The 24,163-nt window shown below is 64.3% G+C and carries 16 protein-coding genes and 1 pseudogene; 8 read left to right on the top strand and 9 right to left on the bottom strand.

Annotation, left to right across the window (positions count from 1 at the left end):
* Positions 1-66: 66 nt before the first annotated feature.
* The 3 genes from lon to G566_RS0110330 form a co-directional block, all read right to left on the bottom strand.
* Complete coding sequence (lon, locus tag G566_RS0110340) at positions 67-2,457, bottom strand: endopeptidase La (protein WP_022680601.1); 2,391 nt, start codon at positions 2,455-2,457, stop codon at positions 67-69.
* 136 nt (positions 2,458-2,593) lie between these two features.
* Positions 2,594-3,778, bottom strand: a complete 1,185-nt coding sequence (locus G566_RS0110335) for a CaiB/BaiF CoA transferase family protein (RefSeq protein ID WP_022680600.1) — start codon at positions 3,776-3,778, stop codon at positions 2,594-2,596.
* Positions 3,779-3,785: 7 nt separating this feature from the next.
* Positions 3,786-5,339: an MFS transporter gene (locus G566_RS0110330; RefSeq protein WP_243442440.1), complete on the bottom strand. Its 1,554-nt coding sequence runs from the start codon at positions 5,337-5,339 to the stop codon at positions 3,786-3,788.
* A gap of 145 nt (positions 5,340-5,484) precedes the next feature.
* On the opposite strand from G566_RS0110330, the pseudogene G566_RS15940 reads away from it, so the two are divergent.
* Both G566_RS15940 and G566_RS0110320 read left to right on the top strand, forming a co-directional pair.
* A pseudogene (locus G566_RS15940) lies at positions 5,485-6,282 on the top strand (TSUP family transporter).
* 51 nt (positions 6,283-6,333) lie between these two features.
* The gene (locus G566_RS0110320) at positions 6,334-7,914 is read left to right on the top strand and encodes a phytoene desaturase family protein (RefSeq protein WP_022680598.1); all 1,581 of its coding nucleotides are present in this window, start codon (positions 6,334-6,336) and stop codon (positions 7,912-7,914) included.
* On the opposite strand, the gene G566_RS0110315 is transcribed toward G566_RS0110320, so the two are convergent.
* The gene (locus G566_RS0110315) at positions 7,893-9,164 is read right to left on the bottom strand and encodes an amino acid permease (RefSeq protein WP_022680597.1); all 1,272 of its coding nucleotides are present in this window, start codon (positions 9,162-9,164) and stop codon (positions 7,893-7,895) included. The two genes, G566_RS0110320 and G566_RS0110315, sit on opposite strands and share 22 nt — an antisense overlap.
* 111 nt (positions 9,165-9,275) lie before the next feature.
* Here G566_RS0110315 and edd point away from each other — a divergent pair, with 111 nt between their 5' ends.
* On the top strand, positions 9,276-11,096 hold the full coding sequence (gene edd, locus G566_RS0110310; RefSeq protein ID WP_022680596.1) for a phosphogluconate dehydratase: 1,821 nt from the start codon (positions 9,276-9,278) through the stop codon (positions 11,094-11,096).
* A gap of 54 nt (positions 11,097-11,150) precedes the next feature.
* Here the strand turns inward: edd and G566_RS0110305 are convergent, their stop codons facing one another.
* The 4 genes from G566_RS0110305 to G566_RS0110290 all read right to left on the bottom strand — a co-directional run bounded on the left by G566_RS0110305 (position 11,151) and on the right by G566_RS0110290 (position 16,042).
* Entirely contained in the window at positions 11,151-11,582 is a 432-nt protein-coding gene (locus G566_RS0110305; RefSeq protein WP_022680595.1) for a pseudoazurin, read from the bottom strand.
* A gap of 192 nt (positions 11,583-11,774) precedes the next feature.
* A complete protein-coding gene (locus G566_RS0110300) occupies positions 11,775-12,803 on the bottom strand; it encodes a DUF2855 family protein (protein WP_051136023.1) in 1,029 nt (342 codons plus the stop codon).
* A gap of 2 nt (positions 12,804-12,805) precedes the next feature.
* The gene (locus G566_RS0110295) at positions 12,806-14,731 is read right to left on the bottom strand and encodes a beta-galactosidase (protein ID WP_022680592.1); all 1,926 of its coding nucleotides are present in this window, start codon (positions 14,729-14,731) and stop codon (positions 12,806-12,808) included.
* 18 nt (positions 14,732-14,749) lie between these two features.
* Positions 14,750-16,042: an acyl-CoA dehydrogenase family protein gene (locus tag G566_RS0110290; protein WP_022680591.1), complete on the bottom strand. Its 1,293-nt coding sequence runs from the start codon at positions 16,040-16,042 to the stop codon at positions 14,750-14,752.
* Positions 16,043-16,355: 313 nt separating this feature from the next.
* On the opposite strand from G566_RS0110290, the gene G566_RS0110285 reads away from it, so the two are divergent.
* The 5 genes from G566_RS0110285 (at position 16,356) to G566_RS0110265 (ending at position 23,457) form a co-directional block, all read left to right on the top strand.
* Positions 16,356-17,456, top strand: coding sequence for a PEPxxWA-CTERM sorting domain-containing protein (locus tag G566_RS0110285; protein WP_022680590.1), 1,101 nt, complete (start codon positions 16,356-16,358; stop codon positions 17,454-17,456).
* Positions 17,457-17,572: 116 nt separating this feature from the next.
* Positions 17,573-19,270, top strand: a complete 1,698-nt coding sequence (locus tag G566_RS0110280; RefSeq protein ID WP_022680589.1) for an amidohydrolase — start codon at positions 17,573-17,575, stop codon at positions 19,268-19,270.
* On the top strand, positions 19,267-19,824 hold the full coding sequence (locus tag G566_RS14155) for a GNAT family N-acetyltransferase (protein WP_243442439.1): 558 nt from the start codon (positions 19,267-19,269) through the stop codon (positions 19,822-19,824). The genes G566_RS0110280 and G566_RS14155 overlap by 4 nt, the downstream gene beginning before the upstream one ends.
* A gap of 348 nt (positions 19,825-20,172) precedes the next feature.
* Positions 20,173-22,896 (top strand): TonB-dependent receptor plug domain-containing protein, encoded by a 2,724-nt coding sequence (locus G566_RS0110270; protein WP_243442438.1) that lies wholly within the window; start codon positions 20,173-20,175, stop codon positions 22,894-22,896.
* A gap of 90 nt (positions 22,897-22,986) precedes the next feature.
* On the top strand, positions 22,987-23,457 hold the full coding sequence (locus G566_RS0110265) for a Rid family hydrolase (RefSeq protein ID WP_022680585.1): 471 nt from the start codon (positions 22,987-22,989) through the stop codon (positions 23,455-23,457).
* A gap of 54 nt (positions 23,458-23,511) precedes the next feature.
* Here G566_RS0110265 and G566_RS0110260 read toward each other — a convergent pair whose 3' ends face one another.
* Positions 23,512-24,150 (bottom strand): carbonic anhydrase, encoded by a 639-nt coding sequence (locus G566_RS0110260; RefSeq protein ID WP_029131535.1) that lies wholly within the window; start codon positions 24,148-24,150, stop codon positions 23,512-23,514.
* Positions 24,151-24,163 lie beyond the last annotated feature (13 nt).

Genomic DNA, 24,163 nt, shown 5'->3' with positions numbered 1-24,163 from the left:
GAGCGGGCGGATTAGGCGAGACGGGCGGCGCTGTAAAGCCCCGCCCACCCGTTCACCGCAAGATTTTTAGTGCCGCACCGCCGGTTCGGTGGCCACCGCGGCTGGTGGCATGGCGGCCTTTTCATCGGCCTCGGTCCATTCGATCGGCACCAGCGGCTGGGTCAACGCCAGCGCCAGCACTTCATCAACGTGGGAAACCGGCACGATCGTCATCCCCTGCTTCACATTGTCGGGAATGTCGGCCAGGTCCTTCTCGTTCTCGGCCGGGATCAGCACCATGGTGATGCCGCCACGCAGCGCCGCTAGCAGCTTTTCCTTCAGGCCGCCGATGGGCAGCACGCGGCCGCGCAGCGTCACTTCGCCGGTCATCGCCACATCGCGCTTCACGGCAACGCCGGTAAGCGTGGAGATGATGGCGGTCACCATGGCAATACCGGCAGAGGGCCCATCCTTGGGCGTCGCGCCTTCCGGCACGTGCACATGGATGTCCTTCTTTTCAAACACGCTCGGCTTGATGCCATAGTGCGTGGCGCGGGCCCGCACGAAGCTGAGTGCCGCCGAAATCGATTCGGTCATGACGCTGCCCAGCTTGCCGGTGGTCTTGATCGCGCCCTTGCCGGGGCTAGTGACAGCTTCGATGGTGAGCAGATCGCCGCCCACTTCCGTCCAGGCCAGGCCGGTGACAGCGCCGATCTGGTCTTCAGTGTCAGCGAGGCCATAGCGGAACTTCCGCACGCCCGAGAAATCGGCGAGGTTTTCCGAACTCACGGTAACGCTGGTGTCCTTGCCTTCCAAGATGCGGCGCAGGGCCTTCCTCGCCAGCTTGGCGATCTCGCGCTCCAGTTTGCGCACGCCGGCTTCACGGGTGTAATAACGGATCAGATCACGGATCGCGTTGTCGGTGACCGTGAACTCCTCCTTCTTCAGCCCGTGCGCTTCATACTGCTTCTCGATCAAGTGGCGCTTGGCGATCTCCAGCTTCTCATCCTCGGTGTAACCCGACAGGCTGATGATCTCCATGCGGTCCAGCAACGGCTGGGGCATGTTGTAGCTGTTGGCCGTGGTGACGAACATCACGTCGGACAGGTCGTAATCGACCTCCAGATAATGGTCGTTGAACGCCTTGTTCTGTTCCGGATCGAGCACTTCCAGCAGTGCGCTTGAGGGATCGCCGCGGAAATCCTGGCCCAGCTTGTCGATTTCATCGAGTAGGAACAGCGGGTTGGACGTGCCAGCCTTCTTCAGATTCTGGATGATCTTGCCGGGCATGGAGCCAATGTAGGTCCGGCGATGGCCGCGGATTTCGGCTTCATCGCGCACGCCGCCGAGGCTGTGGCGGATGAATTCACGCCCCGTCGCTTTGGCGATGCTGCGGCCCAGGCTGGTCTTGCCAACACCGGGCGGGCCGACGAGGCACAGGATCGGGCCTTTCAGCTTGTTGGTGCGCGCCTGCACGGCCAGATACTCGATGATACGGTCCTTCACCTTTTCAAGGCCGAAATGATCGGCATCCAGCACGGCCTGGGCCGCGATGATGTCCTTCTTCACCTTGCTGCGCTTGCCCCACGGCAGGCCCAGCAGCGTATCGAGATAGTTGCGCACCACCGTGGCTTCCGCCGATTGCGGCGCCATCGCCTTCAGCTTCTTCAGCTCGCACAGCGCCTTTTCACGGGCTTCCTTGGAGAGTTTGACCTTCTTGATCTTCTCTTCCAGCTCGGCGACTTCGTCCTTTTCCTCGTCGGCATCGCCCAGCTCACGCTGGATCGCCTTCATCTGTTCGTTCAGATAATATTCGCGCTGGGTCTTCTCCATCTGCCGCTTCACGCGGTTGCGGATCTTCTTTTCTACCTGCAGCACACCCATCTCGCCTTCCATGAAGGCGAAGATCTTTTCCAGCCGCAGGCCCACATCCGGTTCGGCCAACAGCGCCTGCTTGTCGGCGATCTTCAGGCCCAGGTTGGCAGCGACGGTGTCGGCAAAGCGGCCCGGCTCTTCCACCGCCGAAATCTGGCTGGCGACTTCCGGGGCGACCTTGCGGTTCAGCTTGATGAACTGTTCGAACTGGCTCTGCGCCGAACGCAGAAGGGCGGCGACCTCGGTTTCGTTGCGCTCCACGTCCGGCCGGTCTTCAACTTCGGCCATCAGATAGGGGCCACTGGCATCCAGCTTGACCAACGACGCGCGGCCCTGGCCTTCCACAAGCACCTTCACCGTGCCGTCGGGCAGTTTCAGCAGTTGCAGCACATTGGCCAGCGTGCCGACATCGTACAGCTCGTCAGCGCCCGGATCTTCGTCGCCGGGGTTCTTCTGGCTGAGCAGGAACACGGTGCGGCCGTCGTTCATGGCCGCTTCGAGCGCGGCCACCGATTTTTCGCGGCCCACGAATAGCGGCACGATCATTTGCGGGAACACCACGATATCGCGCAGCGGCAAAACGGGCAGGGTCTGGTTGGTCATGTCATCTCCGTCGCGAAGGGCTGACCTTCGCTTTTGTCCCGGCTGATATGGGTAGCGCCCTTTACGGGTACAATGGCAGAATCAGCGCAAGCTTGTCGCAGATGATGCAAGAGCCGTGCCGGCCGCGATAGGGGCTTCAGCCCTTGAGGACGCCCTTATCCACAAGCGCGGCAATGGCGGCAGCGTCATAGCCCAGCGCGGCAAGGATTTGCCGGCCATGTTCGCCCAGATGCGGCGCCGGGCCGACCTGATCCAGCGGCTGGCCAAAGCGGGCCGGCGGCCGGGCCTGGCGCACGCGGCCTACGGCGTCGCTGTGCGCCACTTCGATGCAGATGCCGTTGTGCTGGACCTGTGCATCATCCGGCACATCGGCAAGATGAACAACCGGGCCGCCGACAGCGCCCTGCGCCACGAAGCCGTCCATCAGCTCGGCGCGGTTGCGCCGGGCAATTTCGGCGGAAACCTGCGGCGCCCATTCGCGCTGATGCTTGATGCGCCCGGCCGAGGAGCGGAAGCGTTCATCGGCGGCGAGATCCTCGCGGCCCAGGCTGCGGGTGAGCGCCACGAATTCGGCATCCTGCAACGCGCCGATCGCCACCTGCCCATCGGCCGCCTTCCACAGCCGCATCTGCGCGCCATATTCCGGCCATGCCGCCGGCGCATCATCCATGAAGCTGTAATTGTACATGCCTTCTGGCCAGTTGAAGGCGATGGCGGCATCGAGCATGGCGACTTCAATCCGCTCCCCCTCCCCGCCCGATCGTTCGCGGCGGAAAAGCGCGGCGGTAACGGCCTGCGCCGCCGTGAGCGCCGTCACCTTGTCTGCCACCAGATGGCGCACGAGGCCGGGGTTGCCTTCCTTGTCCACCTGGCTCGCCGCGATGCCGGAGACGGCCTGGATCACCGGATCATAAACGCGCACATTCTGATACGGGCCATCGGGGCCAAAGCCGGTGATGCTGCAATAGATCAGGCGCGGATTGAGGGCGTGCAACCGTTCCCAATCCAGACCCAGCCGCGCCAGCACACCGGGGCGGAAATTTTCCACCAGCACGTCCGCCGTTTTCACCAGCGTTTCCAGCACGGCGATGCCGTCGGGCGATTTCAGATCAAGGCACAGGCCCTGCTTGCCGCGGTTGACGGCGATGAACATGCTGGACAGATCGGCCTTGCGCGGCCCCAGGCTGCGGACCGGATCGCCGCCCGGGCTTTCGACTTTGATGACCTCGGCACCCTGATCGCCCAGCATCTGGCAGGCCATCGGCCCCGAAACAATCTGCGAGCAATCGACGATGCGGATGCCCGCCAGCGGTCCACTCATGCGCCCCTCAATCGTTGATGTTGATGTGGCGCGAATCCTTGAGGAACAGCAGCATGATCACCAGGCCCACCGCCACCACCACGATCGTGTACCACAGGCCAGCAAACACATCGCCGGTTGAAACCACGATGTACTGGGAAATCACCGGAAGGAAGCCGCCGAAATACCCAGTGCCGATGTGATAGGGCACCGACATGCTGGTATAGCGCACCCGGGCCGGGAACATTTCGACCAGCATCGCGGCGATGGGGGCGTAGGTCCAGCCGCTGAGCAGACCAATGGCCATCACCGCCAGGATCAACTGCCAGGCGACGATGCGATCCGGATCGGCTTTCTCGGGCCAGCCGGCAGCGTTGAGCGCGGCGCCCCAGGCCTCCTTGTCAAAACCCTTCATCCGTTCGCCGGAAACCCGCATCGCCAGCACATCGGCGTCGGTCTTCTTGTAGGAAACGCCGCGCTTGGTCAGCCATTCCAGCGCCTTGCCGCATTCGGCCTCCTGCTTGGTGAAGATGTTGTAGTCGCACGCCGGCAGCTCGACGGTAACCGGCGCGTTGGCCATGGCTTCGGACAGCGCCGGGTTGGCGCCCTTGGCCATCAGATCGAAGATCGGGAACAACGCGACCAGCGTGAGGGCAAAGCCGGTGGCCAGCACCGCCTTGCGCCCGAACCGATCGGAAAGCCCGCCGAAATAGATATAGGCCGGGGCCGAAACCAGCACGCCAACCGCCAGGTACAGCAACGCCTCCGTTTCCGGCAGGCGGGCGGTGTTCTGCAGGAAATAGAGCGTGCCGAACTGGCTGGTGTAGAAAATCACCGTGAAGCCCGCCGATACCGCCAGCGCCACCAGCAGCCGGCCCTTGTTGCCCGGCGCCGACAGCGCATCCTTGAACGGATTGGCCGACGTTGTACCTGCCGATTTCATCTTCTGGAACACCGGGCTTTCCGACAGTTTCAGCCGCACCCACAGCGAAATGCCCAGCAGCAGGATCGACATCAGGAACGGCACGCGCCAGCCCCAGGCAATAAATTCCGGTTCCGCAATCAGTGCCTTGGTGCCCAACACTACGCCCAGCGTGAGCATGAAGCCGCAGGCCGCCGCCGCCTGAATCCAGCTTGTGTACGCCCCGCGCTTGCCGGGCGGGGCATGTTCGGCGACGTAGATCGCCGCCCCGCCATATTCACCGCCCATTGCCAGCCCCTGCAGGGTGCGCAACACCAGCAGCATGATGGGCGCGGCGATGCCGGCCTGTTCGAAGGTGGGCAGCAGGCCGATGCAGGCCGTGGCCCCGCCCATCATCGCGATGGTGATCAGGAAGGTGTATTTGCGGCCCACCTTGTCCCCGAACCAGCCGAACACCAGCGCGCCCAGCGGCCGGAAGAAGAAGCCGATGGCAAAGGCGAACAGGCTGAACAGCAGCTCGGTCGTAGGGTTGCCCGTGGCAAAGAACAGTTTGCCGAGCAGGCTGGCGAGGATGCCGTAGAGGAAGAAATCATACCATTCGAATACGGTGCCCAGGCTGCTGGCCACGATCACCAGCCGATCCCGCTTGGGATCGATCACGTCTTCGACAGTCTCAACATCCGCGCCCAAAACTCCGGCCTCCCCGCCTGTTTCTTGCGCTCCGGCATAGCGGATGCGGTGGTAGTTGCAACGGGGTGAGCGTTATCGATTGCGGCAGGGTCGGACGGCCGGCATAGACGCCGCCATGGATTGGGCCATGGACATGACCGTGATTGCCGTGGTGGCCGCGCTGGCATCGGCGCTCACGCTCTATTCCGGGTTCGGCCTTGGCACGATCCTGCTGCCGGCCTTTGCGCTGTTCTTCCCGGTGCCGGTGGCGGTGGCGGCCACCGGCGTGGTCCACCTGCTCAACAACGTGTTCAAGGCCGGGCTGCTGTGGCGGCAGGCGGATTGGCGGGTGGTGCTGCGCTTTGGCCTGACGGCGGTGCCGGCGGCGATGCTGGGCGCGTAGCTGCTGGCTCGGCTGGGCGATACGCCGCGCCTGTTTGAATGGAGCGCCCTTGGCCGCACCTTCGGGCCAACCGGCGCCAGCCTGGCGGTTGGCCTGTTGCTGCTGATCTTCGCCCTACTGGAATTGCAGAGCTGGTTTCAGAAACTGGCCGCGCCGCCGCGCCTGCAACCACTGGGTGGGCTGGTCACCGGCTTTTTCGGCGGCCTTACCGGCCAGCAGGGCGCCTTACGCTCGATCTTCCTGTTGCGCGCCGGGTTGGCGGCCAAGCCGTTCATCGCCACAGGCGTGATGATCGCCATTCTCGTCGATCTGGCCCGGCTTTCCACTTATGCCGCGTCCTTCGCCGCGCTGGGCCTCAATCCCGATGGGCAGGAGGCGCTGCTGGTCGGCGTCGGCACGCTCGCCGCCTTTGCCGGGGCTTGGGCAGCGACGCGACATCTTGAAAAACTCACCATCACGGCGATCCGATCGGTGGTCGCGGTGCTGATGTGCCTTATCGGCCTCGCCCTGTGCGCCGGCGTGGTGGGCTGAACTGCCGCCCGCAATTGACCACCTGCCCACAGCCGGGCATGGCTGCTGCCCATGCAGTATGACGCGATCATCATTGGCGGAGGCCATAATGGCCTGGTCACGGCCTTCTATCTCGCCCGCGCCGGGCTGAAGGTGCATATCTGCGAAGCGCGCGATATCGTGGGCGGTGCCTGCGTGACCGAGGAATTCGCACCCGGCTTCCGCAACAGCACCGCCAGCTACACCGTCTCGCTGCTGCAGGACAGGGTCGCATCCGACATGAATCTCGGCGAGCATGGCCTGACCATCGTCAACCGCCCGCTCAACAATTTCCTCCCGCTGGCCAATGATTATCTGAAGGTTGGCCCCGGCGTGACGGAAAGCGAAGTGGCGCGTTTTTCGGAAAAGGATGCCGCAGCGCTTGGCGCCTATGATCAGCGGCTGGAGGTGCTGGCCGATCAGATGCGCCGCCTCGCCTTGAAAATCCCGCCCGGGCCGGGCCTGAAGGGCATGGCGGCGCTGGCCACGCAGGGCTGGCCAATGTTGGGGCTGAGCAAGGGCGAACAGCATGATCTGTTCACCCTGTTCACCCGCAGCGCGCGCGAATTTCTGGATGGCTGGTTCGAAAGCGATCCGATCAAGGCGGTGCTGGGATTCGACTCGATCGTTGGCCATTTCGCCAGCCCGGATACGCCGGGTTCGGCCTATGTGTTGCTGCACCATGTGTTCGGCCAGGTGAACGGGGTGAAGGGCGCCTGGGGCCATGCCATCGGCGGCATGGGTGCCATCACCAAGGCCATGGCCCGCGCCTGTGCCGAAAAGGGCGTTTCCATCGGCCTGGAAGAGCGTGTGGCACGCGTCAACATCGTGAACGGCAAGGCGAAGGGCGTTACGCTGGAGGATGGCCGCGTGCTCGATGCCAAAATTGTGGCCAGCAATGCCGGCCCGGCGCTGTTGTTCCGCCAATTGGTGGACCGCGCCGAACTGCCGGCCGAATTTGCCCGGTCGATGGATGGCTATGCCACCGGATCGGGCACCTTCCGCATGAACGTGGCGCTTTCGGAACTGCCGGAATTCAGCGTGTTGAAGGGCCATGGCCCGCACCACGGCGCCGGCATCATCATCGCGCCCAGCCTGGATTACATGGACCGGGCCTATACCGGCGCCAAGGCCTATGGTTGGTCTGCCAAGCCGATCGTGGAAATGCTGATCCCATCAACGCTGGATGACACGCTGGCGCCGCCGGGACGCCATGTCGCCAGCCTGTTCTGCCAGCAATTCGCGCCCAAATTGCCTGATGGCCAGAGCTGGGACGATGTGCGCGAGAAAGTGGCCGATCTGATCGTCGATACCGTCACAGCGCATGCCCCCAATTTCAAGCGCAGCATCATCGCGCGGCAGATCCATTCGCCGCTCGATCTGGAACGCAAGTTCGGGCTGATCGGCGGCGATATCTTCCACGGCCGCATGAGCCTGGATCAATTGTGGGCGGCGCGCCCGGTGCTGGGCCACGGCAATCACCGCATGCCGGTGAAGGGCCTGTATCTGTGCGGCAGCGGCGCCCATCCCGGCGGCGGCGTCACCGGCGCGCCCGGCCACAATGCGGCCAAGGCGATCTTGTCAGACCGGTTCTACGGTTTTGCGCGGGCGTAGAGCAGCACTGGCCAACCGGCGGCGATGAGCGCGAAGCACCACAAGGTGGCTTCCAGCCCGGAGGCATAGAGCGCAAACAGCGAATAGAGCGTGCCGGCCAGGCCAATGAAGCGCATCGGGCCGGAGAGCAATTTCAGTCCGGCCAGCCCCACCGCCATATAGCCGACCAGCATTGCCGCGGTGGCCACCAGGATGGTGAATTCGAACAGGCCCGAAAGGCTGCGATCGGTGTTCATCAACACCAGCGCTGCCGCCAGCCCGCCCGACAGCAGCACGGCCGCTGCTGGTGCGCCGGCGCGGTTCAGCCCGGCAAAGCGCTGCGGAAACTGCCCGACCAGCGCCATGGCGCGCGGCAGTTCGGCAGCCGTGAGGGTAAGGCCGTTGACCGTGCCCAGCGCCGAGATGGCGGCAAACACGCCGATCAGCGCGGCGGCCTGCGAACCGATGAACGGTGCGGAAAAATCGGCAAAGGGCGCATTGGATTTGGCCAGAGCATCGGCCGGCACTAGCGCGATCATCGCCGCCGAAATCGCCATGTAGAGCACGCCGGCCAGCAGCGGGCCCACGATGGTCGCCACCGGCACGGTGAATTCCGGGCGGCGGATCTTGTCGGCCGGCACGGTGGCCGATTCAAACGCGAGGAACGCCCACATGGTGAGCGTGACCGAGGTGATCACCCCATCGGCTTCCATGGCGGAGGGCGGGTTGACCACGGCGGCGCTGCCCTTGGCGAACAGCAGCCAGGCCGCGATGCCGAGCACGGCGAGGAGCGGCATGAGTTTCAGGAAGGTGGTGACCTGCTGCACGAAACTGGCAGCACCAACGCCGGCCAAGTTGATTGCCGTCACCAGCACCAGCACGCCAACGGCGGCGAGCGCGCTCAAGAGTGGATGGCCGGCCAGACCGGGCCAGAGCACGGTGAGATTGGAGACGACGGCCACCGCCAGCGCGGCATTGCCGACCCAGACGCCGATCCAGTAGCTCCACGCCGCGATATAGGAGGCGTTGGGACCGAACGCCTTTTCAACATAGAAATGCGGCCCGCAGGTGCCGGGCATCTGCCGGGACAGCGCGGCATAGCAGCCGGCCAACGCCAGCGTGCCGGCCAGCGCGATCACCCAGCCGCCCATAGCCGACCAGCCATAAGGCGCCAGCGTTGCCGGCAGCAGGAACACGCCGGAACCCACCATGTTGCCAACCACCAGCGCCAGCGCGGCAACCAGGCCCATTTGCTTTTTGGTGTCGGTCATGTGTCCCCCACCCGCTGTTGCTGCCCGCTAGCTGCCTGGCCGTCAACGAGTTGCTTTTGGGCAGTGCTATTTCAGCTGCCCAAGCCCGGTGTTGCTGCCTATGCTAAGCACATGACGAACCTGCACCCCACACTCGCCCGCGTCACCGACCGTATCATCGAGAAAAGCCGCGTTGGCCGCGCCCGCTATCTCGATCATATCGGCCGCGAGCGGGAGAACGGCATGGGCCGGGAGCGGCTGTCATGCTCCAACCTTGCCCACGGCTTTGCCGCCGCACTGGATGACCAGGCGACGATCAGGGCCGGTGCGCGCGTCAACATCGGCATTGTCACCGCCTTCAACGACATGCTGTCGGCCCACCAGCCCTATGGCCAATATCCGCCGCAATTGAAGCTGTTTGCCCGCGAAGTGGGCGCCACGGCGCAGGTGGCCGGCGGCGTGCCGGCGATGTGCGATGGCGTGACGCAAGGCCAGGTGGGCATGGAGCTTTCCCTGTTCAGCCGCGATAGCATCGCACTGGCCACGGCGGTGGCGCTGAGCCACGGCATGTTCGAATCGGTCGCGCTGCTCGGCATATGTGACAAGATCGTGCCCGGGCTCATCATCGGTGCGCTGCGCTTTGGCCATCTGCCGATGATCTTCGTGCCGGCCGGGCCAATGCCCAGCGGCCTGCCCAACAAGGAAAAGCAGCGGATCCGCCAGCTCGCTGCCGAAGGCAAGGCCAGCCGGGCCGAGCTGCTGGAGGCCGAAAGCGCCAGTTACCATAGCCCCGGCACCTGCACCTTCTATGGCACGGCCAACAGCAACCAGATGATGATGGAGGTGATGGGCCTGCACGTACCGGGCGCTGCCTTCGTCAATCCCGGCACGGGCTTGCGCACCGCGATGAACCGCGCGGCCATGCACCGGCTGGCAAAGATCGCGCTGAACCAGCCGGGCGAACGCCCGCTGGGCATCTGTGTGGACGAACGCGCCATCGTCAACGCAATCGTGGGCCTGCTGGCTACCGGCGGTTCGACCAACCATGCCATCCATTTGCCCGCTATCGCGCGGGCGGCGGGCGTGCTGATCGACTGGCAGGATTTTGATGATTTGTCAGGCGCAGTGCCGCTGCTGGCCCGGGTCTATCCGGGCGGCGCAGCGGATGTGAACCAGTTCCACGCGGCGGGCGGTATGGCCTTCACCATTCGCACCCTTTTGGATGCCGGGCTGCTGCACGGCGACATCCCGACCGTCGCCGGCGACAGCCTGGCCGATTATGCCCGCGATCCCGCCATGGACGGCGAACGCCTCGTGTGGCGCGACGTGCCGGAAAGCCGCGACGAGAGCATCCTGCGCGCCGCCAGCAAGCCATTTCGGGCCGATGGCGGCATGCGGCTGGTGAAAGGCAATCTGGGCCGCGCCATCTTCAAGACCAGCGCCGTGGACGAAGAACGCTGGACGATCGAAGCTCCGGCGCGCGTGTTCGAGGATCAGGAGAGCGTGCAGGCAGCCTTCAAGGCGGGCGAACTGGACCGTGACGTGGTGGTGGTGGTACGCGGCCAGGGCCCGCAGGCCAATGGCATGCCCGAACTGCACAAGCTGACGCCAGCGCTAGGCGTGCTGCAGGATCGCGGGCACAAGGTGGCGCTGGTGACCGATGGCCGCATGTCGGGCGCGTCGGGCAAGGTGCCGGCGGCCATCCACCTCTGCCCGGAAGCCATGGCCGCCGGGCCGATTGCGCGGGTTCGCGATGGTGACGTGATCCGCCTTTGCGCGCGGCAGGGGCAACTGGATGTGCTGGTGGATGCCGCAGAGTTCCTGTCCCGCCCAGCGGCGACGATCGATGCTTCGGGGCCGGGCACAGCGCGGGAACTCTTCGCCTTCTTCCGCTCAGGCAGCGATGATGCGGAAGCTGGCGCTTCCGCGATGCTGAAGGCGGCGGGCCTCTAACGAAAACGGCCGGGGTGTTGCCATCCCGGCCGCTTCATCATCGCTGGTGGGCGATTACTTGGCCTGAGCCAGGTAGGCAGTCATGCGCTTGGTGGCCAGCGGCGACAGCTTCACGGCCTTGGCGGCAGCGAGGTTGGCCGACGGGCCGTTGCCGACCTGCACCAGGGCAACCATGCCCATGGAGAAGTGCGGCAGGCACTTGATGCCGTACACGCCCGGCTTGCCGGCCTTCAGCACGAAATCTTTGCCCATGGCGCCCTTCTGTTCGGCTTCACCGGCCGGCAGGAAGCCAGCGATGGTCTGCGCGTTGTGGCCCGGGTTGGTGGCCACGAACTTCACGGTGTCGCCGGGGGCGGCCTTCACGAACGCCGGTTCGAACACCATGGCGCCTTCGGCACCCTTGTTCAGCATCTTGACGGTGATTTCCTTAGCGGCGGCCGGAGCGGCGATCACCAGGGCAGCGGCGACAAAACCCAGAATCTTCATCGGTTATTCTCCTCGCGCCGGCGGGATGCCGGCAGGTTTCTCACACGCCCGGGCGGGTGCGCCGGATCGCTTGGAGGCGGTCCTTACGCGCGCACAGCGGTGCACTCAAGATGGGAACTTGCGACTTAGTGTCCAAACCCCATTCCATGAGTGGGACATTGGCGTCACCGCGCTTTCACCAAGCTGAATGGATCACAGACTGGCGATGATCCCGGCCGCCGGATCGATGCGGCCCGCCACCAGTTCGGCCCAGGCCTTGGCAGCGGCGGCATCGCCGGTCACGCGCTCCACCCGCAACCAGCCCAAGGTGGCGGCAAAGCGGCCCCAGGCTTCACCCAGCCGCTGTTCAAAGCCAGCCGGGCCCCATTCCGCCACCCGATCCTGCGCCACGGTGGGGGCGAAGAACAGCTGCGGCACCGGGCCGGGCAATTCGTTGGTGTTGGGGCTCTGCCAGTGGGTGTCGCCGACGATGTGGCTTTCCTTCAACCGCTCACCCAGCAGGGTGTGGACATCGCTGCGCACGCCGCCATGGCCAGAAAAATCGATGAAGGCGACGGCCTCGCCCACCACCTGCGCAATATCGTCGTAACTGAGCACTTGATCGTAATAGCCCGTCTTTTCGCAGAATTCCCTGTTGCCCGGCGAAGTGAGACCAACCACGCGCTGCCGGCCCTTCGCCGCCTGCGCCACGCCGAGCGCGGTTTTCGAGGAGGCGGAGGACAGGATCAGCGTATCGACCGGCCGTGTCGCCACCAGGCAATCAATCAGGAAGCTGGTGGCATAGAGCGGTCGAAACAGGCACTGGAGCGCTTCATCGCCCCAGGCCGGGCTGGCCGGATTGTAGCGGTTGTAGAAGGGCGGCAGGCCAGCGCGGTGGGCGGCGCCATCGGTGAAGCCGTGGGCCGAGACCTGTACGGGTGTGAGAACCGCCTGGGCGCCCATCGGCCAGTAACCGAAGAAGCGCTGGCCAACGCTGATCCCTTCGGCGCGGCTTTCGCTGACGCGGGCAAAACCCCAGACCGGGACAATTCCGTGCCCTTCGGGTGCCGGGAAGAAGCGCCAATAGGCAAAATCCTCGCCGTGAACCGCATAGGTGACGTTGTTGGCGGTGAGCGCGAAATGCTCGACCAAGAAGCGGGCTTCGCCATCGGCAATCGGGCCGGGATCGGGCAGCGCAGTGGTTTCCGCCAGAGCGCCAACGCGGGCAGCAAGCGTCGTCATGTTCAGTCCCTCCAGATGGCAACGCCCGCAGGCGGCACCGGGTTTTGGCCGATCAAAAGATCATGGGCGATGGTGACGGGTTCCGGGCCATAGTTGAACAGGAAATTGAAGTTGCCACGCCGTTCCAGCCGCACATCGGGGCCAAGGTCGCGCGGGCTGAGGCCGGCCGTTGTCGCCACATCGGCGAGCACGCGGCGCAGCAGGCCTTCATCAACCTGGCCGGCGAGATAATGCGCTGCTTGGCTCGCAAACCACAGGCCGCGGCCATCATCGAGGGCGAGGCGCGTTTCAACTGCCGTGCCGGCCTCGACATCCTCCATCCAGCCCGTCACCTCTCCTGCATTGCCGGCGGGCAGCACGATGCCGGGCGGCAGGCTTTCTACCCGCGCCACCGTCACGTCGATCAGCGTCTTCAGGCCATCGGGCGGCAGGTGCGCAGGAATGGCGAAATCGCGCGTCTTGGAACCGGTACGCGGGCCGGCAAGCACAGTTGCGTCGCTGTCTTCAAGGCGGCGCGCAAACCCTTCATCCACAAAGACCTGTCCGGGCAAAAGTACAAGGCCATAACCCGCCATATCAGCATCTGGAGGCACGATATCGACACTCAACCCCAGCCGCCGCGCCGCCGTGTGCCAGGCCATGGCGGTGGCCAGCGCATCCTGATCGCGGCCCTGCGGCTGGCTCTGCACTGCCCACACACTGTCATAATCGAAGATCAACGCCACATCGCTGCGCCCGCGCGGCGGCAGCGGGCGAAGCGCGGCCAGACAAGCGGCCAATGCCTCCACCTCGGGCCACGCCGCCCCCGGCAGGTTGTCCGGCCGGTTCAGCCCGGCGTGCATCGCCTCCTGCCCGGTTGGCGCCTGCCGCCAGCGGAACCAGCTCATGCGCTCGGCGCCGTGGGCGACGGCTTCCCAGCCCCAGAGTTCGACGGCGCCTTTCGCCGGCGCCGGGTTCCACGCCGCCCAGTTCACCGGGCCGGGCTGCTGTTCGATCACCCACCAGCGCCCCTGCCCGCAAGCGCGGTACAGGCTGTGGTGAAAGGCGGTGAGGTCCGGATGGCCGGTGCGCAGGTAACGCGCCTTGTCAGCGGCACTGAACGGCCCCTGCCCCAGGAAACCGATCGGGTAGCTGTCCCATGTCGCCACGTCGAGTTGGCGGCCGACGGCGTAGTGGTCGAACTCCGTGAACAGCCCCATGAAATTGTGGACGATATCCCGCCCCGGCGAAGCGGCGCGCAAAATCTCCACTTGGGCTGCGTTGAACCGCTCCACCATGGCGGAGGAGAAGCGCTGCCAGTCCTGCCGGTGCGCCGGGTGGCTTTCAGTGACGGTGCCGAACGGCGTGTCTACCTCGTCGAAGCTGCGATACTCCTGGCTCCAGAAGCTTAGCCCCCACGCCGCATTCAGCGCCTGCACGCTGCCATAACGTTCGGCCAGCCAGCGCCGGAACGCCGCCTTGGCCGCGTCGGACGTGCTCACCACCGTGTCATGGCAGCCATATTCATTGTCGGTCTGCCACGCCACCACGGCCGGGTGCTGGCCGTAACGATCCGCCATCAATGCCGTGATACGCTTGGCCTGCTCCAGATACACGTCTGACGAAAAACAATAATGCCGGCGCGAGCCGAAGCCGCGCACCTGCCCGTCGCGGCCTTTCGCCAATATTTCCGGGTGCGCATCCACCAGCCATTTCGGCGGCGTGGCGGTGGGGGTGCCCATCACCACCTCCAGCCCCGCCGCATGGGCCAGATCAACGGCGCGGTCGAGCCAGTCCCATTCGAACCGGCCGGGTTCAGGCTCGATCCGGCTCCAGGCGAACTCGCCGATGCGCACGAACAATAAGCCCAGCGCCGCCATGCGCTGCACATCGCTGGCCCAGAGCGCCTCCGGCCATTGTTCGGGATACCAGCAGACGCCCAGTTTCATGAGCGTTGCTTGCCACGCTTACAAATCGGCGAACAGCTTCTTTCTGGGGCCGAGATAGCCGAACAGATAGGCCGCAACCTTGCGCATCTGGATCTCTTCCGACCCTTCGGTGATGCGATAGCGGCGGTGGTGGCGGAAGATATGTTCGAACGGCTTGTGCCGGCTGTACCCGATGCCGCCGTGCACCTGCATCGCCCGATCGGCGGCTTCGCACACCAGCCGGTTGGCCCAATAGTTGCACATGGAGATTTTGTCCGAAAGCTGGCTCTCGATGGCCTCGTGGGGCATGTTATCCATGTCCCACGCGGTCTTGTAGATCATCAGGCGCAGCATTTCGCACTGGGTGGCGAGTTCGACCAGCGGGAACTGGATGGCCTGGTTCTTCGACAGTGCCTCCCCGAACGGCTTGCGGGTCCGGGCGTACTTCACGCTCTCTTCCACGCAGAAGGTGGCCGCGCCCAACGACGAGGCCGCCTGGCGGATGCGGTTCTGGTGAACAAAGCTCTGCGCCAGCGACAGGCCGCCATCGGCTGGCCCCAGCCGCGTCGAATCCGGCACCCACACGTTGGTGAAGCTCACACGGGGGTGATCGGTGGGCATGTTGAAGGTCCACAGATATTCTTCCACCTTCAGGCCGGGCGTGTCGGTGGGCACCAGGAAGCAGCTGATGCCGCGCGCGGCGCCGGCAGCGCCCGATGTGCGGCAGAAGGTGGCGCAGTGGGTGGCGACGTGCATGCCGGTCGTCCACATCTTCTCGCCGTTGATCAGCCAGCCATCAACGCCGTCGCGGGTTTCCGGCACGGCGGTGGTTTCCATGTGGGTGGCGTCGCTGCCGTGATCAGGCTCGGTCAGGCCGAAGGCGGTGATGCGGTTGCGGGCAAAGCCGCCCAGGATGAACTCCTGCTGCTGCGCTTCGGTGCCAAAGCTTTCGAACATGGCGACAAACGGGAAATTCCCCACAATGCTGTGTTCGTTTTGCAGATCATTGTGCAGGCCCAGGCCCTTGGCGGCGAACTTGTCGCGGATCACCGCCATCCACAGGTTGCTGCCGTCCTTGCCGCCATATTTCTTCGGCGCCGAAAACCGCCAGTGGCCGGCCTTGTCGGCCCGCATGCTGGCTTCGCGCAACAGCAATTCCCATTCGCGCCTTGGCAACCCACCGTGTTCGAAATCGGTGCGCGCCCATTCGCGGCGATGATCGAAGAAACGGATATTGTCGTCCTGTTGCTCCAGTGGCTTGATCTCGGCTTCGATGAAGGCGTCAAGCTCGGCCAGATAGGCAATCAGATCGGCGGGCAGCGCGAAATCCATGGGTGGGTCCTCCCTTTTTCACCGCCACTGTGAGCCGACGCGCGGTTCGGCAAAACTGGTTGATTGGGGAAGGCGCAAGCGGCAGCGGTATCGGAGGTTCGCGCGTGATTCCGGGAAAAACCTGTCGGGCTGGTTTACAAAATGGCTGTAAATACTTCCTTAACTATTGTTTTTTCTCAATGACTTGTCTGGATTTTTCACGCTTGGCACAATTCTTGCCCCCTTGCGGGTAAGTCCCAAGGGGTCGGGACCAGGAAAGTTGGGTCACGTGTACAAGATTGCGAAATTTGTCTCCGGCATGGCAGCTGTCGGGATGGCCGGGTCTGTGATGGCGGCAACGCCGATCACCATCACCCAGAACACGACCGCCAGCCAGTTCACCACCATTCAGACTCAGAGCCGTAACGGCGTCGGCACCAGCACCTTCGCTGGCACGTCCACCGTCGTCGGCCCGACACTGGTTCCGATAAGCCGTTTCGATACCACGACCGGCATCCTGGTTGGCGCACGGATGAGCGTGAACATTCCGATCACGCTGGCGCTGACCGCGCGCGGCAACGTGCCGACTTCAGGCAACAATCGCCGCGTCAACGTGGGTTCGACGATGTCCGGCACGGTTGCGCTTGCTGGCGCATCGGTGACATCGACCAGCTTTGCCGTGACAGAACGATGCGACAACGATGCCTGCCTGGTGCCCACGGCAGGCAACACGACCTCGTCGGCGCGGACGCTCAGTGGTTCAACGGCCGTATCGGCAGCCAACCTTGCCCTCTTGGCAGGCGCAGGCCCCGGCACTGTCAATTTCACGACCTCAGTCAACGCAACCAATACCCAGATCGTCAATCGCTCCAACGTCATCACCGGCTTTGCAGACACGAGGTTTACGGTCGGCGGCACGACGGCGGCCAACAACCAGTACAGCGTGGCCTATGATTATCTGAACTTCGCCAACCCGTCGTTCAGCACCGGATCGACCGTGACCAGCAGTTCGCTGAACTTTGGCACGCTGCTGGTCAACAGCGGCCCGGCCTTGCTCAATTTCACCATCACCAACATCGGCAACATCAATTCGGCCGGGCTCAGCCTCACCTCGATCAGCCGGTCGACCAACAACAGCCAGCTGACCAGCACCATCACCACGTTCAGCAACGGCCTTGATGGCGGCCTTTCCAACACATATTCGATGACCTTCGATCCGCTCGCCGTGGGCGCGGTGAGCGACATCTTCACCTTCAATTTCATCGATTTCGCCCCGGCTGGCAGCGTGGGCGCCCGCAGCTATCAGCTGAATCTGGCTGTATCCGGCAATGTGTTCGATCCGGTGCCGGAACCGGCCAGCTGGATGTTCATGCTGCTGGGCTTTGGCCTGGTAGGCGCCGTCGCCCGCCGCCGCGCCGCGGGCCAGCCCGGCTGATCTGATTTCGCTCGTCGCGAAGTGGGCGGGGTTGGCGGGGGCCAGCCCCGCCCTTTTTCTTGCCTCTTGCACTTCATGATTTGCGGCGCGACGATGCCATCAGGGGGAACCAGCCGATGACCATCCATGCCAATCGCCGCCACCTGCTTGCAGTCGCCATGGCCACGCCGCTGTGGGCCAATTGGGCCGCCCGTGCCGCCGCGCAGGAACGCGATGCCGATACGATCCTGCACAATGGCCGGCTGATCACCATGGATGATGCCCTGCCCACCGCCACGGCGATGGCGATCAAGGGCGGCCGCATCATGGCGGTGGGCGATGATGCGGTGAAGGGCCTGGCTGGCACCGGCACGCGCATGATCGATCTGAAGGGCGCCTGCGTGATGCCGGGCTTCATCGATTGCCACAACCACCCGATCGGCGACGTCCTGCTGTATGAAACCTTGGTAGGCAATCCGTTCGAGGTGGAATTCGTCACCATCGCCTCCATCATCGACAAGTTGAAGGCCAAGGCCGCAAAGACGCCGGCCGGTTTCTGGGTGGAGGGCTTTTTCCACGACGATACCAAGGTGAAGGATGGCCGGCAGTTGACGGTTGACGATCTCGACAAGATCAGCACCACCCACCCGGTGATGGTGCGCCATCGCGGCGGCCACACCGTGTTCGTGAACAGCCTGGCGCTGGCGCTCGCCGGGGTCACCAAGGACACGCCCAACCCGCCCGGTGGCACCTTCGATCGCCTGCCCGATGGCCGGCTTTCGGGCCGCATCACCGATAACGCCATCGATCTGGTCGAGGAAAAGGGCCAGCGCCCGGTGCTGGATGCCGCCGAAAAGGCGAAGCGCGCGCGGGCCGGCATGGCGCACATCAGCGGCGCCTTCAGCCGCTATGGCCTGACAACCGTGCACCATCAGGGCGGCGATCTGGCCGCCATTCAGGACGTGCGAGCCGCCGGGCAGTTGAAGCACCGGGTGAATTACGAAGCCTGGGGGCCCATGGTGGACCAGATGATCGCCGCCGGCCTGAAAACCGGGTTCGGCGATGACTGGATCCGGCTGGGCGCGACTGCCGAACACACCGCCGATGGCAGTTTTTCGGAACGCACCATGGCGCTTTCGACGCCCTACGCCGGCCGCAACCCGGCCTATTATGGCAATGTCACCGAACCGCAGGACGTGCTGGATGCGTGGGTGGAAAAGGTGGTGCGCGCCGGCATCCAGCCCAATATCCACGCCAATGGCGACGTGGCGATCGACATGGCGCTCACCGCCTTTGAACGGGCACAGGCGAAGCTGGCCGTGAAGGATCTGCGGCCAAAGATCACCCATTGCACGCTGGTCAATGCCGGTCTGCTCAAGCGCATGGCGGCGCTGGGCGCGGTGCCGGCACCGTTCACCAGTTACGCCTATTACAACAGCGACAAGTTCGGATTTTACGGGGCCGACCGGATGGCCAACGCCATGGCCTTCCGCGATTTCCTCGATCACGGCATCAAGGTGTGCGCCGGCAGTGATTTCTTCCCCGGCCCGTTCGCGCCGCTGATGGGCATCCAGGGCATGGTGACGCGTACCGGCTGGAACGGCGAAACCTGGGGCGCCAACCAGCGCGTTTCGGTGCTGGAAGCGATCCGCATCAACAGCCTCAACGGTGCCTGGGCCGCGAAGGAGGAAGCCATCAAGGGCAGCCTGACCGCCGGCAAGCTGGCTGATTATGTCGTGCTGGGCGAAGACCCGACCGTGGTGAAGTCCGACCGCATCAAGGACATTCCCATCCTGGAAACCGTGGTGGACGGGCGCAGCCAGTATCGGGCATGAGCCTTGCTACCATGACCAATCTGCACATCCGTCAGGCACAGCCTGCCGAAATCCCGGCGCTTGAGGCCATCATCACCGCTTCGGCCCGCATCCTAAGCCAGGGTTTCTACACGCCTGCGGAAACCGAAGCCGCCATCGCCCATGTGTTCGGCGTCGATACGGAGCTGGTAGCGGATGGCACCTATCTGGTGGTGGAAGACAGCGCGGGCGACCGATTGGGCTGCGGCGGCTGGAGCAAGCGCGCGACGCTGTTCGGCGGGGACAAGTTTGCCGGCCGCGAGTCCGGCCTGCTCGATCCGGCGCGCGATGCCGCCAAGATCCGCGCCTTCTTCGTGGCGCCGCACGCCGCCCGGCGCGGGGTGGGGGCGGCACTGCTCAAGGCCTGTGAAGACGCAGCCGCAGACGCCGGCTTCACCCGCACCGAACTGATGGCGACTCTGCCCGGCGAGCCCTTCTATGCTGCCCATGGCTACACCGGCCAGGCCCCGATCGATTTGGATTGCGGCGGGGTGGCGGTGCGCTTCGTGCCGATGGGAAAGACATTCCCGGCCTGAAGCGGCCCGTTGCAGCAGCGAACTGTTGCGCCAATGCAACGCTCGGCAACTGTATCATTGCGGCAACAGCCCTGCGGCCATTTATTGGGGTGCGCGAATGGCGTATGTCAGGCACAGGTGCATTGGCGCTTGAAAAAGCCCACCGGAATCCGCTTGCAGCCTGAAACTTGGGCTGTTCAGTTGAATGCCGTTGGGCGTTGCCAGTGAGTTGGTAACGTGGATCGGCGGCGGCCAAGGCCGGTTGTCGATTCGGTGTGGCCTGACAGGGCCGGAACTGCTGAGCGGCGGGAAGGATCGCTTCGCAGCAACCGGCGACTGAGCATGACGAATTATAACCAGGGGACTGACATGATGCGATTGAACGACAAGGCCCAAAGGGTCGATCTGAAGCTGGCCACCTCGATGGTCGCCCTTGTGCTGGCCAGCATGGCCGCACCGGCCCTCGCTGCCGCCGACGACCAGGAAACGGCCGCCGCAGGATCGAAGGAAGACACCACGATCATCGTGACCGGTACCCGTCGTACCGACCGCACTGTGTCTGAAAGCGCCGTGCCGATCGACGTCTTCTCCACCGAAGATTTCAAGGCCCAGCCGTCGCCGCAGCTGCAGAGCATCCTGAAAACGCTGGTGCCGTCGTTCAACCAGAACCGCAACCTGCTGGGCGATGCCTCGGCCTTCGTGCGTCCGCCGAACCTGCGCGGCCTGCCGGCTGACCAGATCCTCGTGCTGATCAACGGCAAGCGCATGCACCGTTCGGCGCTGGTGCAGGTCGCTGGCGATTCGCTGAACGCCGGTTCGCAGGGTCCCGATCTGTCGCAGATCTCTTCGCCGGCCGTGAGCCGCATCGAAGTGCTGCGCGACGGCGCTGCTGCCCAGTACGGTTCGGACGCCATCGCCGGCGTGATCAACATCGGCCTCAACCGCGCCGATTCCGGCTACAACCTCGCCGCTCGTTATGGCCAGACCTATCGTGGCGACGGTGAAGACCTGCAGATCAGCGCCAACGCCGGTTTCAAGCTGGGCGATGGCGGCTTCTTTAACATCACCGGCGAATTCATCGATCAGAACGTGTTCGATCGTTCGGTGCCGCGTCCGGAAATCGCCCCGCTGATCGCTGCCGGTATCAAGCCGCCGCGTCCCACGGGCAACCAGCTCGGCCAGCCGTCCAACCGCGCCTATCGCGTGGTCTGGAACGCCGCCGTTCCGGTTGGTGATGGCGATGAAGTCTACATGTTCGGCAACTATGGCTGGCAGCGCCAGTCCAACGACTTCAACTATCGCCGCCCGATCGCCGTGAGTGCGCAGGATATTCCGCTGCGTCCGGGCACCGGCACCTTCTCCAAGTCGATCAACTCGCTGTGGTATCTGGATCGCATCGGCACCGAGGCTTCTACCGGCCGCCCGATCTACAGCGAAACCGGCCGTACCTTCACGGAAACTTCGATCTTCCCGAACGGCTTCGTGCCGGTGTTCGAAGCATCGATCGAGGATATGTCGTTCGTCGCGGGCTACAAGGGCTCCACCGAAGGCGGCTTGAAGTATGATGTGACCGCATCTTTCGGGCGCAACCAAATCCGCTATTTCATGTATGACACGCTGAACCCGTCGCTGGGTCCGGCGTCGCCGACCGATTTTTACCTCGGCAAGGTCACGCAGCAGGAATACAACATCAACGCCGATTTCAGCTATGAAACTGACATCGGGCTGTACAAACCGCTGTTCATCGCCGCCGGTCTGGAATTCCGCCGTGAAGCCTTTGCGGTTGGTCTGGGTGACCGCGCCTCGTGGGAACCGGGCATCTATGGTTCGCAACTGGTACAGCGCGCCAACGGCACCACCTTCAACGTGACCAAGGCCGTGGGCGCCAACGGCTTCCCCGGCTTCGGTCCGAGCGACGTGTCTGAAGGCGGCCGCAACAACTATTCGGCCTACCTCGATTTCGAAGCCGAAGTGGTTGAAGGCCTCGATCTCGGCCTTGCTGCCCGTTACGATTATTTCAATGACTTCGGCAGCACCTTCAACGGCAAGTTCAGCGCCCGTTGGGCCATCAACGATGTTATCGCCCTGCGCGGTGCCGCGTCGACCGGCTTCCGCGCGCCGACGCCGGGTCAGCAGTTCACCCAGAACACGCAGACCGGCTTCCCGCAGGGCAGCCCGGTCCCGGTGGCAACACAGACCGCCCGCCCGGACAGCATCTCGGCGCAGTATTTCGGCGCCAAGTCACTGTCCCCGGAAAAGTCGACCAGCTTCTCGGGCGGCTTCGTGCTCACGCCGGGTGGTGGCTTCAACCTGACGGTCGACGCCTACAACATCGTCGTGAAGGATCGTATCGGCATCACCTCTTCGGTGACCGTGACCGGCGCGGACCAGCAGGCGCTGCTGGCGCTCGGCCTGCCCACCGCGCTTGATCTGGGCCAGGTGAACTATTTCACCAACGGCTTCCGCACTCGCACCCAGGGCTTCGACATCGTGTTGTCGCACCGGACGGATACCGGCATCGGGCGCTTCAACTCCAGCCTGGCGATCAACTACAACAGGACCAAGGTCACCAATCGTCAGACCATCGCGCTTTCGGCCATCCGGCCGACCGATACCCGCGTGCTGAGCCTGATCGACAACACCCGCAAGGGCAACATCGAGGATAGCAACCCGCGCTGGCGCGCCGTGCTGAGCACCAACTACACCAGCGGTGCTTTCGACCTGACGGTGCGTGCCAACTACTTCGGCAAGTTCAGCACCTATTTCGCGCCGATCGGGTCTGTCCCGGCCGGGGTTGATCCGGTGGCCTTCCGCGCCCGGTATCCGGCACCGAACGCAGCCGCGGGTATCCCTGAATGGGGCAAGACCTTCGGTGCCGAAATCGGCATCGATCTCGAAGCCGGCTTCACCGTTGCCGAGAATTATCGTCTCGCCGTCGGTGTCGAAAACCTGTTCAACAACTATCCGGATGTCGAAACCCGCAACGCCTATCCGTCCACCGGCGGCCAGGCCAACGGTTCGCTTTACCCCGGCTCCTCGCCGCTGGGTCAGGCGGGCGGCTTCTGGTACGTGCGCGCCACCGCCAAGTTCTAAGCGGAGGCGCAAGCGATATCGCTTGCCAACAGCGGGCGGCAGGGCAATCCTGCCGCCCGCTTCTTTTTGCAACCGAAGGGGACCTGATCCATGAAATTGTTCACGCTTGCAGCTGCCACCCTGGCCATGGCGATTGCCGCACCGGCGTTCGCCCAGAACGTCGAAAAGGTCGGCCCCGCCGGCGGCCGCATCCTCACCGCCGCCAAGGTCAAGGCCGGCGCCACCACCGTCTATCTGTCGGGCAACCTCGCTTCGCCGGCCACGCCGGGCGGCAGCGATTATGGTGACACCAAGACCCAGACGATCAGCACGCTGAAGAAGATCAAGGAACTGCTGGCCGCGCACGGCATGACCATGAAGGACATCGTGCGCATGGATGCCTATCTGGTCGCTGCGCCCGGCATGGACGGCAAGATGGACTTCGCCGGCTTCAACGCCGGGTTCGCCGAGTTCTTCAACAATGCCGAAAACCCGACCACCACCACCCGCACCACCATGCAGATCAGCGCGCTGGCTGGCCCGCAGTTCCTGGTGGAGTTGACGGTGATCGCCGCCAAGTAACCGCGGCACAACGCAATCCAGGGGCCGTCGCGGCGACGCGGCGGCCCTTTTCCGTTATACCAGCACGCGTTCCGGCTTGGGCACTTCGGAAAGGATCGTGTCCTTATCGATGCGCATCAGCGGCTTGATGTGGCCATCGCGCAGATCATAGACCCAGCCGTGCAGGGACAGCGGCCGGCCGGCCTGGAATGCCTTCTGCACCGGGCCGGCGCCGGCCAGATGCAGCAACTGGTCGCGCACATTCACTTCCACCAGCCGGTTCACCCGCTCCTCGCCTTCCGGCAGCGCCTCGATCTCGCTGCGGTGATCGTTCAGCACCTGGCGGGCATGTTTCAGCCAGTGGGCAATCGCGCCCTCTGGCGCGCCGTCCAGCGCCGCCTGGATGCCGCCGCAGCCATAATGGCCGCAGATCACCACATGCTCCACTTCCAGCACGTTCACGGCATAATCCAGCACGGCCATCAGGTTGCGATCATCGGGATAGACCAGATTGGCGATGTTGCGATGCACGAACAGGCCACCGGGCACCGCCTGCGTCATCTGGTCAGGTGCCACCCGGCTGTCGGAACAGCCGATCCACAGAAAGGCCGGGCGCTGCCAGTTGACGTTGCGGTTGAAGAACTCGGGGTTCTCGGCCAGCATTTCAGCGGCCCAGGCCCGGTTCGACAGCAGCAGTTGATCGATTTCCTTCATGGGATCTGGTCCA

This window comes from Sandarakinorhabdus limnophila DSM 17366 (assembly GCF_000420765.1).
In the GTDB taxonomy this organism is placed as follows: domain Bacteria; phylum Pseudomonadota; class Alphaproteobacteria; order Sphingomonadales; family Sphingomonadaceae; genus Sandarakinorhabdus; species Sandarakinorhabdus limnophila.
This window is presented reverse-complemented; position numbering and strand designations above follow the sequence as displayed.

Coding starts and splice junctions, on each gene's coding strand:
- lon (WP_022680601.1), bottom strand. CDS start 2,457: ATGACCAACCAGACCCTGCCCGTTTTGCCGCTGCGCGATATCGTGGTG.
- G566_RS0110335 (WP_022680600.1), bottom strand. CDS start 3,778: ATGAGTGGACCGCTGGCGGGCATCCGCATCGTCGATTGCTCGCAGATT.
- G566_RS0110320 (WP_022680598.1), top strand. CDS start 6,334: ATGCAGTATGACGCGATCATCATTGGCGGAGGCCATAATGGCCTGGTC.
- G566_RS0110315 (WP_022680597.1), bottom strand. CDS start 9,164: ATGACCGACACCAAAAAGCAAATGGGCCTGGTTGCCGCGCTGGCGCTG.
- edd (WP_022680596.1), top strand. CDS start 9,276: ATGACGAACCTGCACCCCACACTCGCCCGCGTCACCGACCGTATCATC.
- G566_RS0110305 (WP_022680595.1), bottom strand. CDS start 11,582: ATGAAGATTCTGGGTTTTGTCGCCGCTGCCCTGGTGATCGCCGCTCCG.
- G566_RS0110300 (WP_051136023.1), bottom strand. CDS start 12,803: ATGACGACGCTTGCTGCCCGCGTTGGCGCTCTGGCGGAAACCACTGCG.
- G566_RS0110295 (WP_022680592.1), bottom strand. CDS start 14,731: ATGAAACTGGGCGTCTGCTGGTATCCCGAACAATGGCCGGAGGCGCTC.
- G566_RS0110290 (WP_022680591.1), bottom strand. CDS start 16,042: ATGGATTTCGCGCTGCCCGCCGATCTGATTGCCTATCTGGCCGAGCTT.
- G566_RS0110285 (WP_022680590.1), top strand. CDS start 16,356: ATGGCCGGGTCTGTGATGGCGGCAACGCCGATCACCATCACCCAGAAC.
- G566_RS0110280 (WP_022680589.1), top strand. CDS start 17,573: ATGACCATCCATGCCAATCGCCGCCACCTGCTTGCAGTCGCCATGGCC.
- G566_RS14155 (WP_243442439.1), top strand. CDS start 19,267: ATGAGCCTTGCTACCATGACCAATCTGCACATCCGTCAGGCACAGCCT.
- G566_RS0110270 (WP_243442438.1), top strand. CDS start 20,173: ATGATGCGATTGAACGACAAGGCCCAAAGGGTCGATCTGAAGCTGGCC.
- G566_RS0110265 (WP_022680585.1), top strand. CDS start 22,987: ATGAAATTGTTCACGCTTGCAGCTGCCACCCTGGCCATGGCGATTGCC.
- G566_RS0110260 (WP_029131535.1), bottom strand. CDS start 24,150: ATGAAGGAAATCGATCAACTGCTGCTGTCGAACCGGGCCTGGGCCGCT.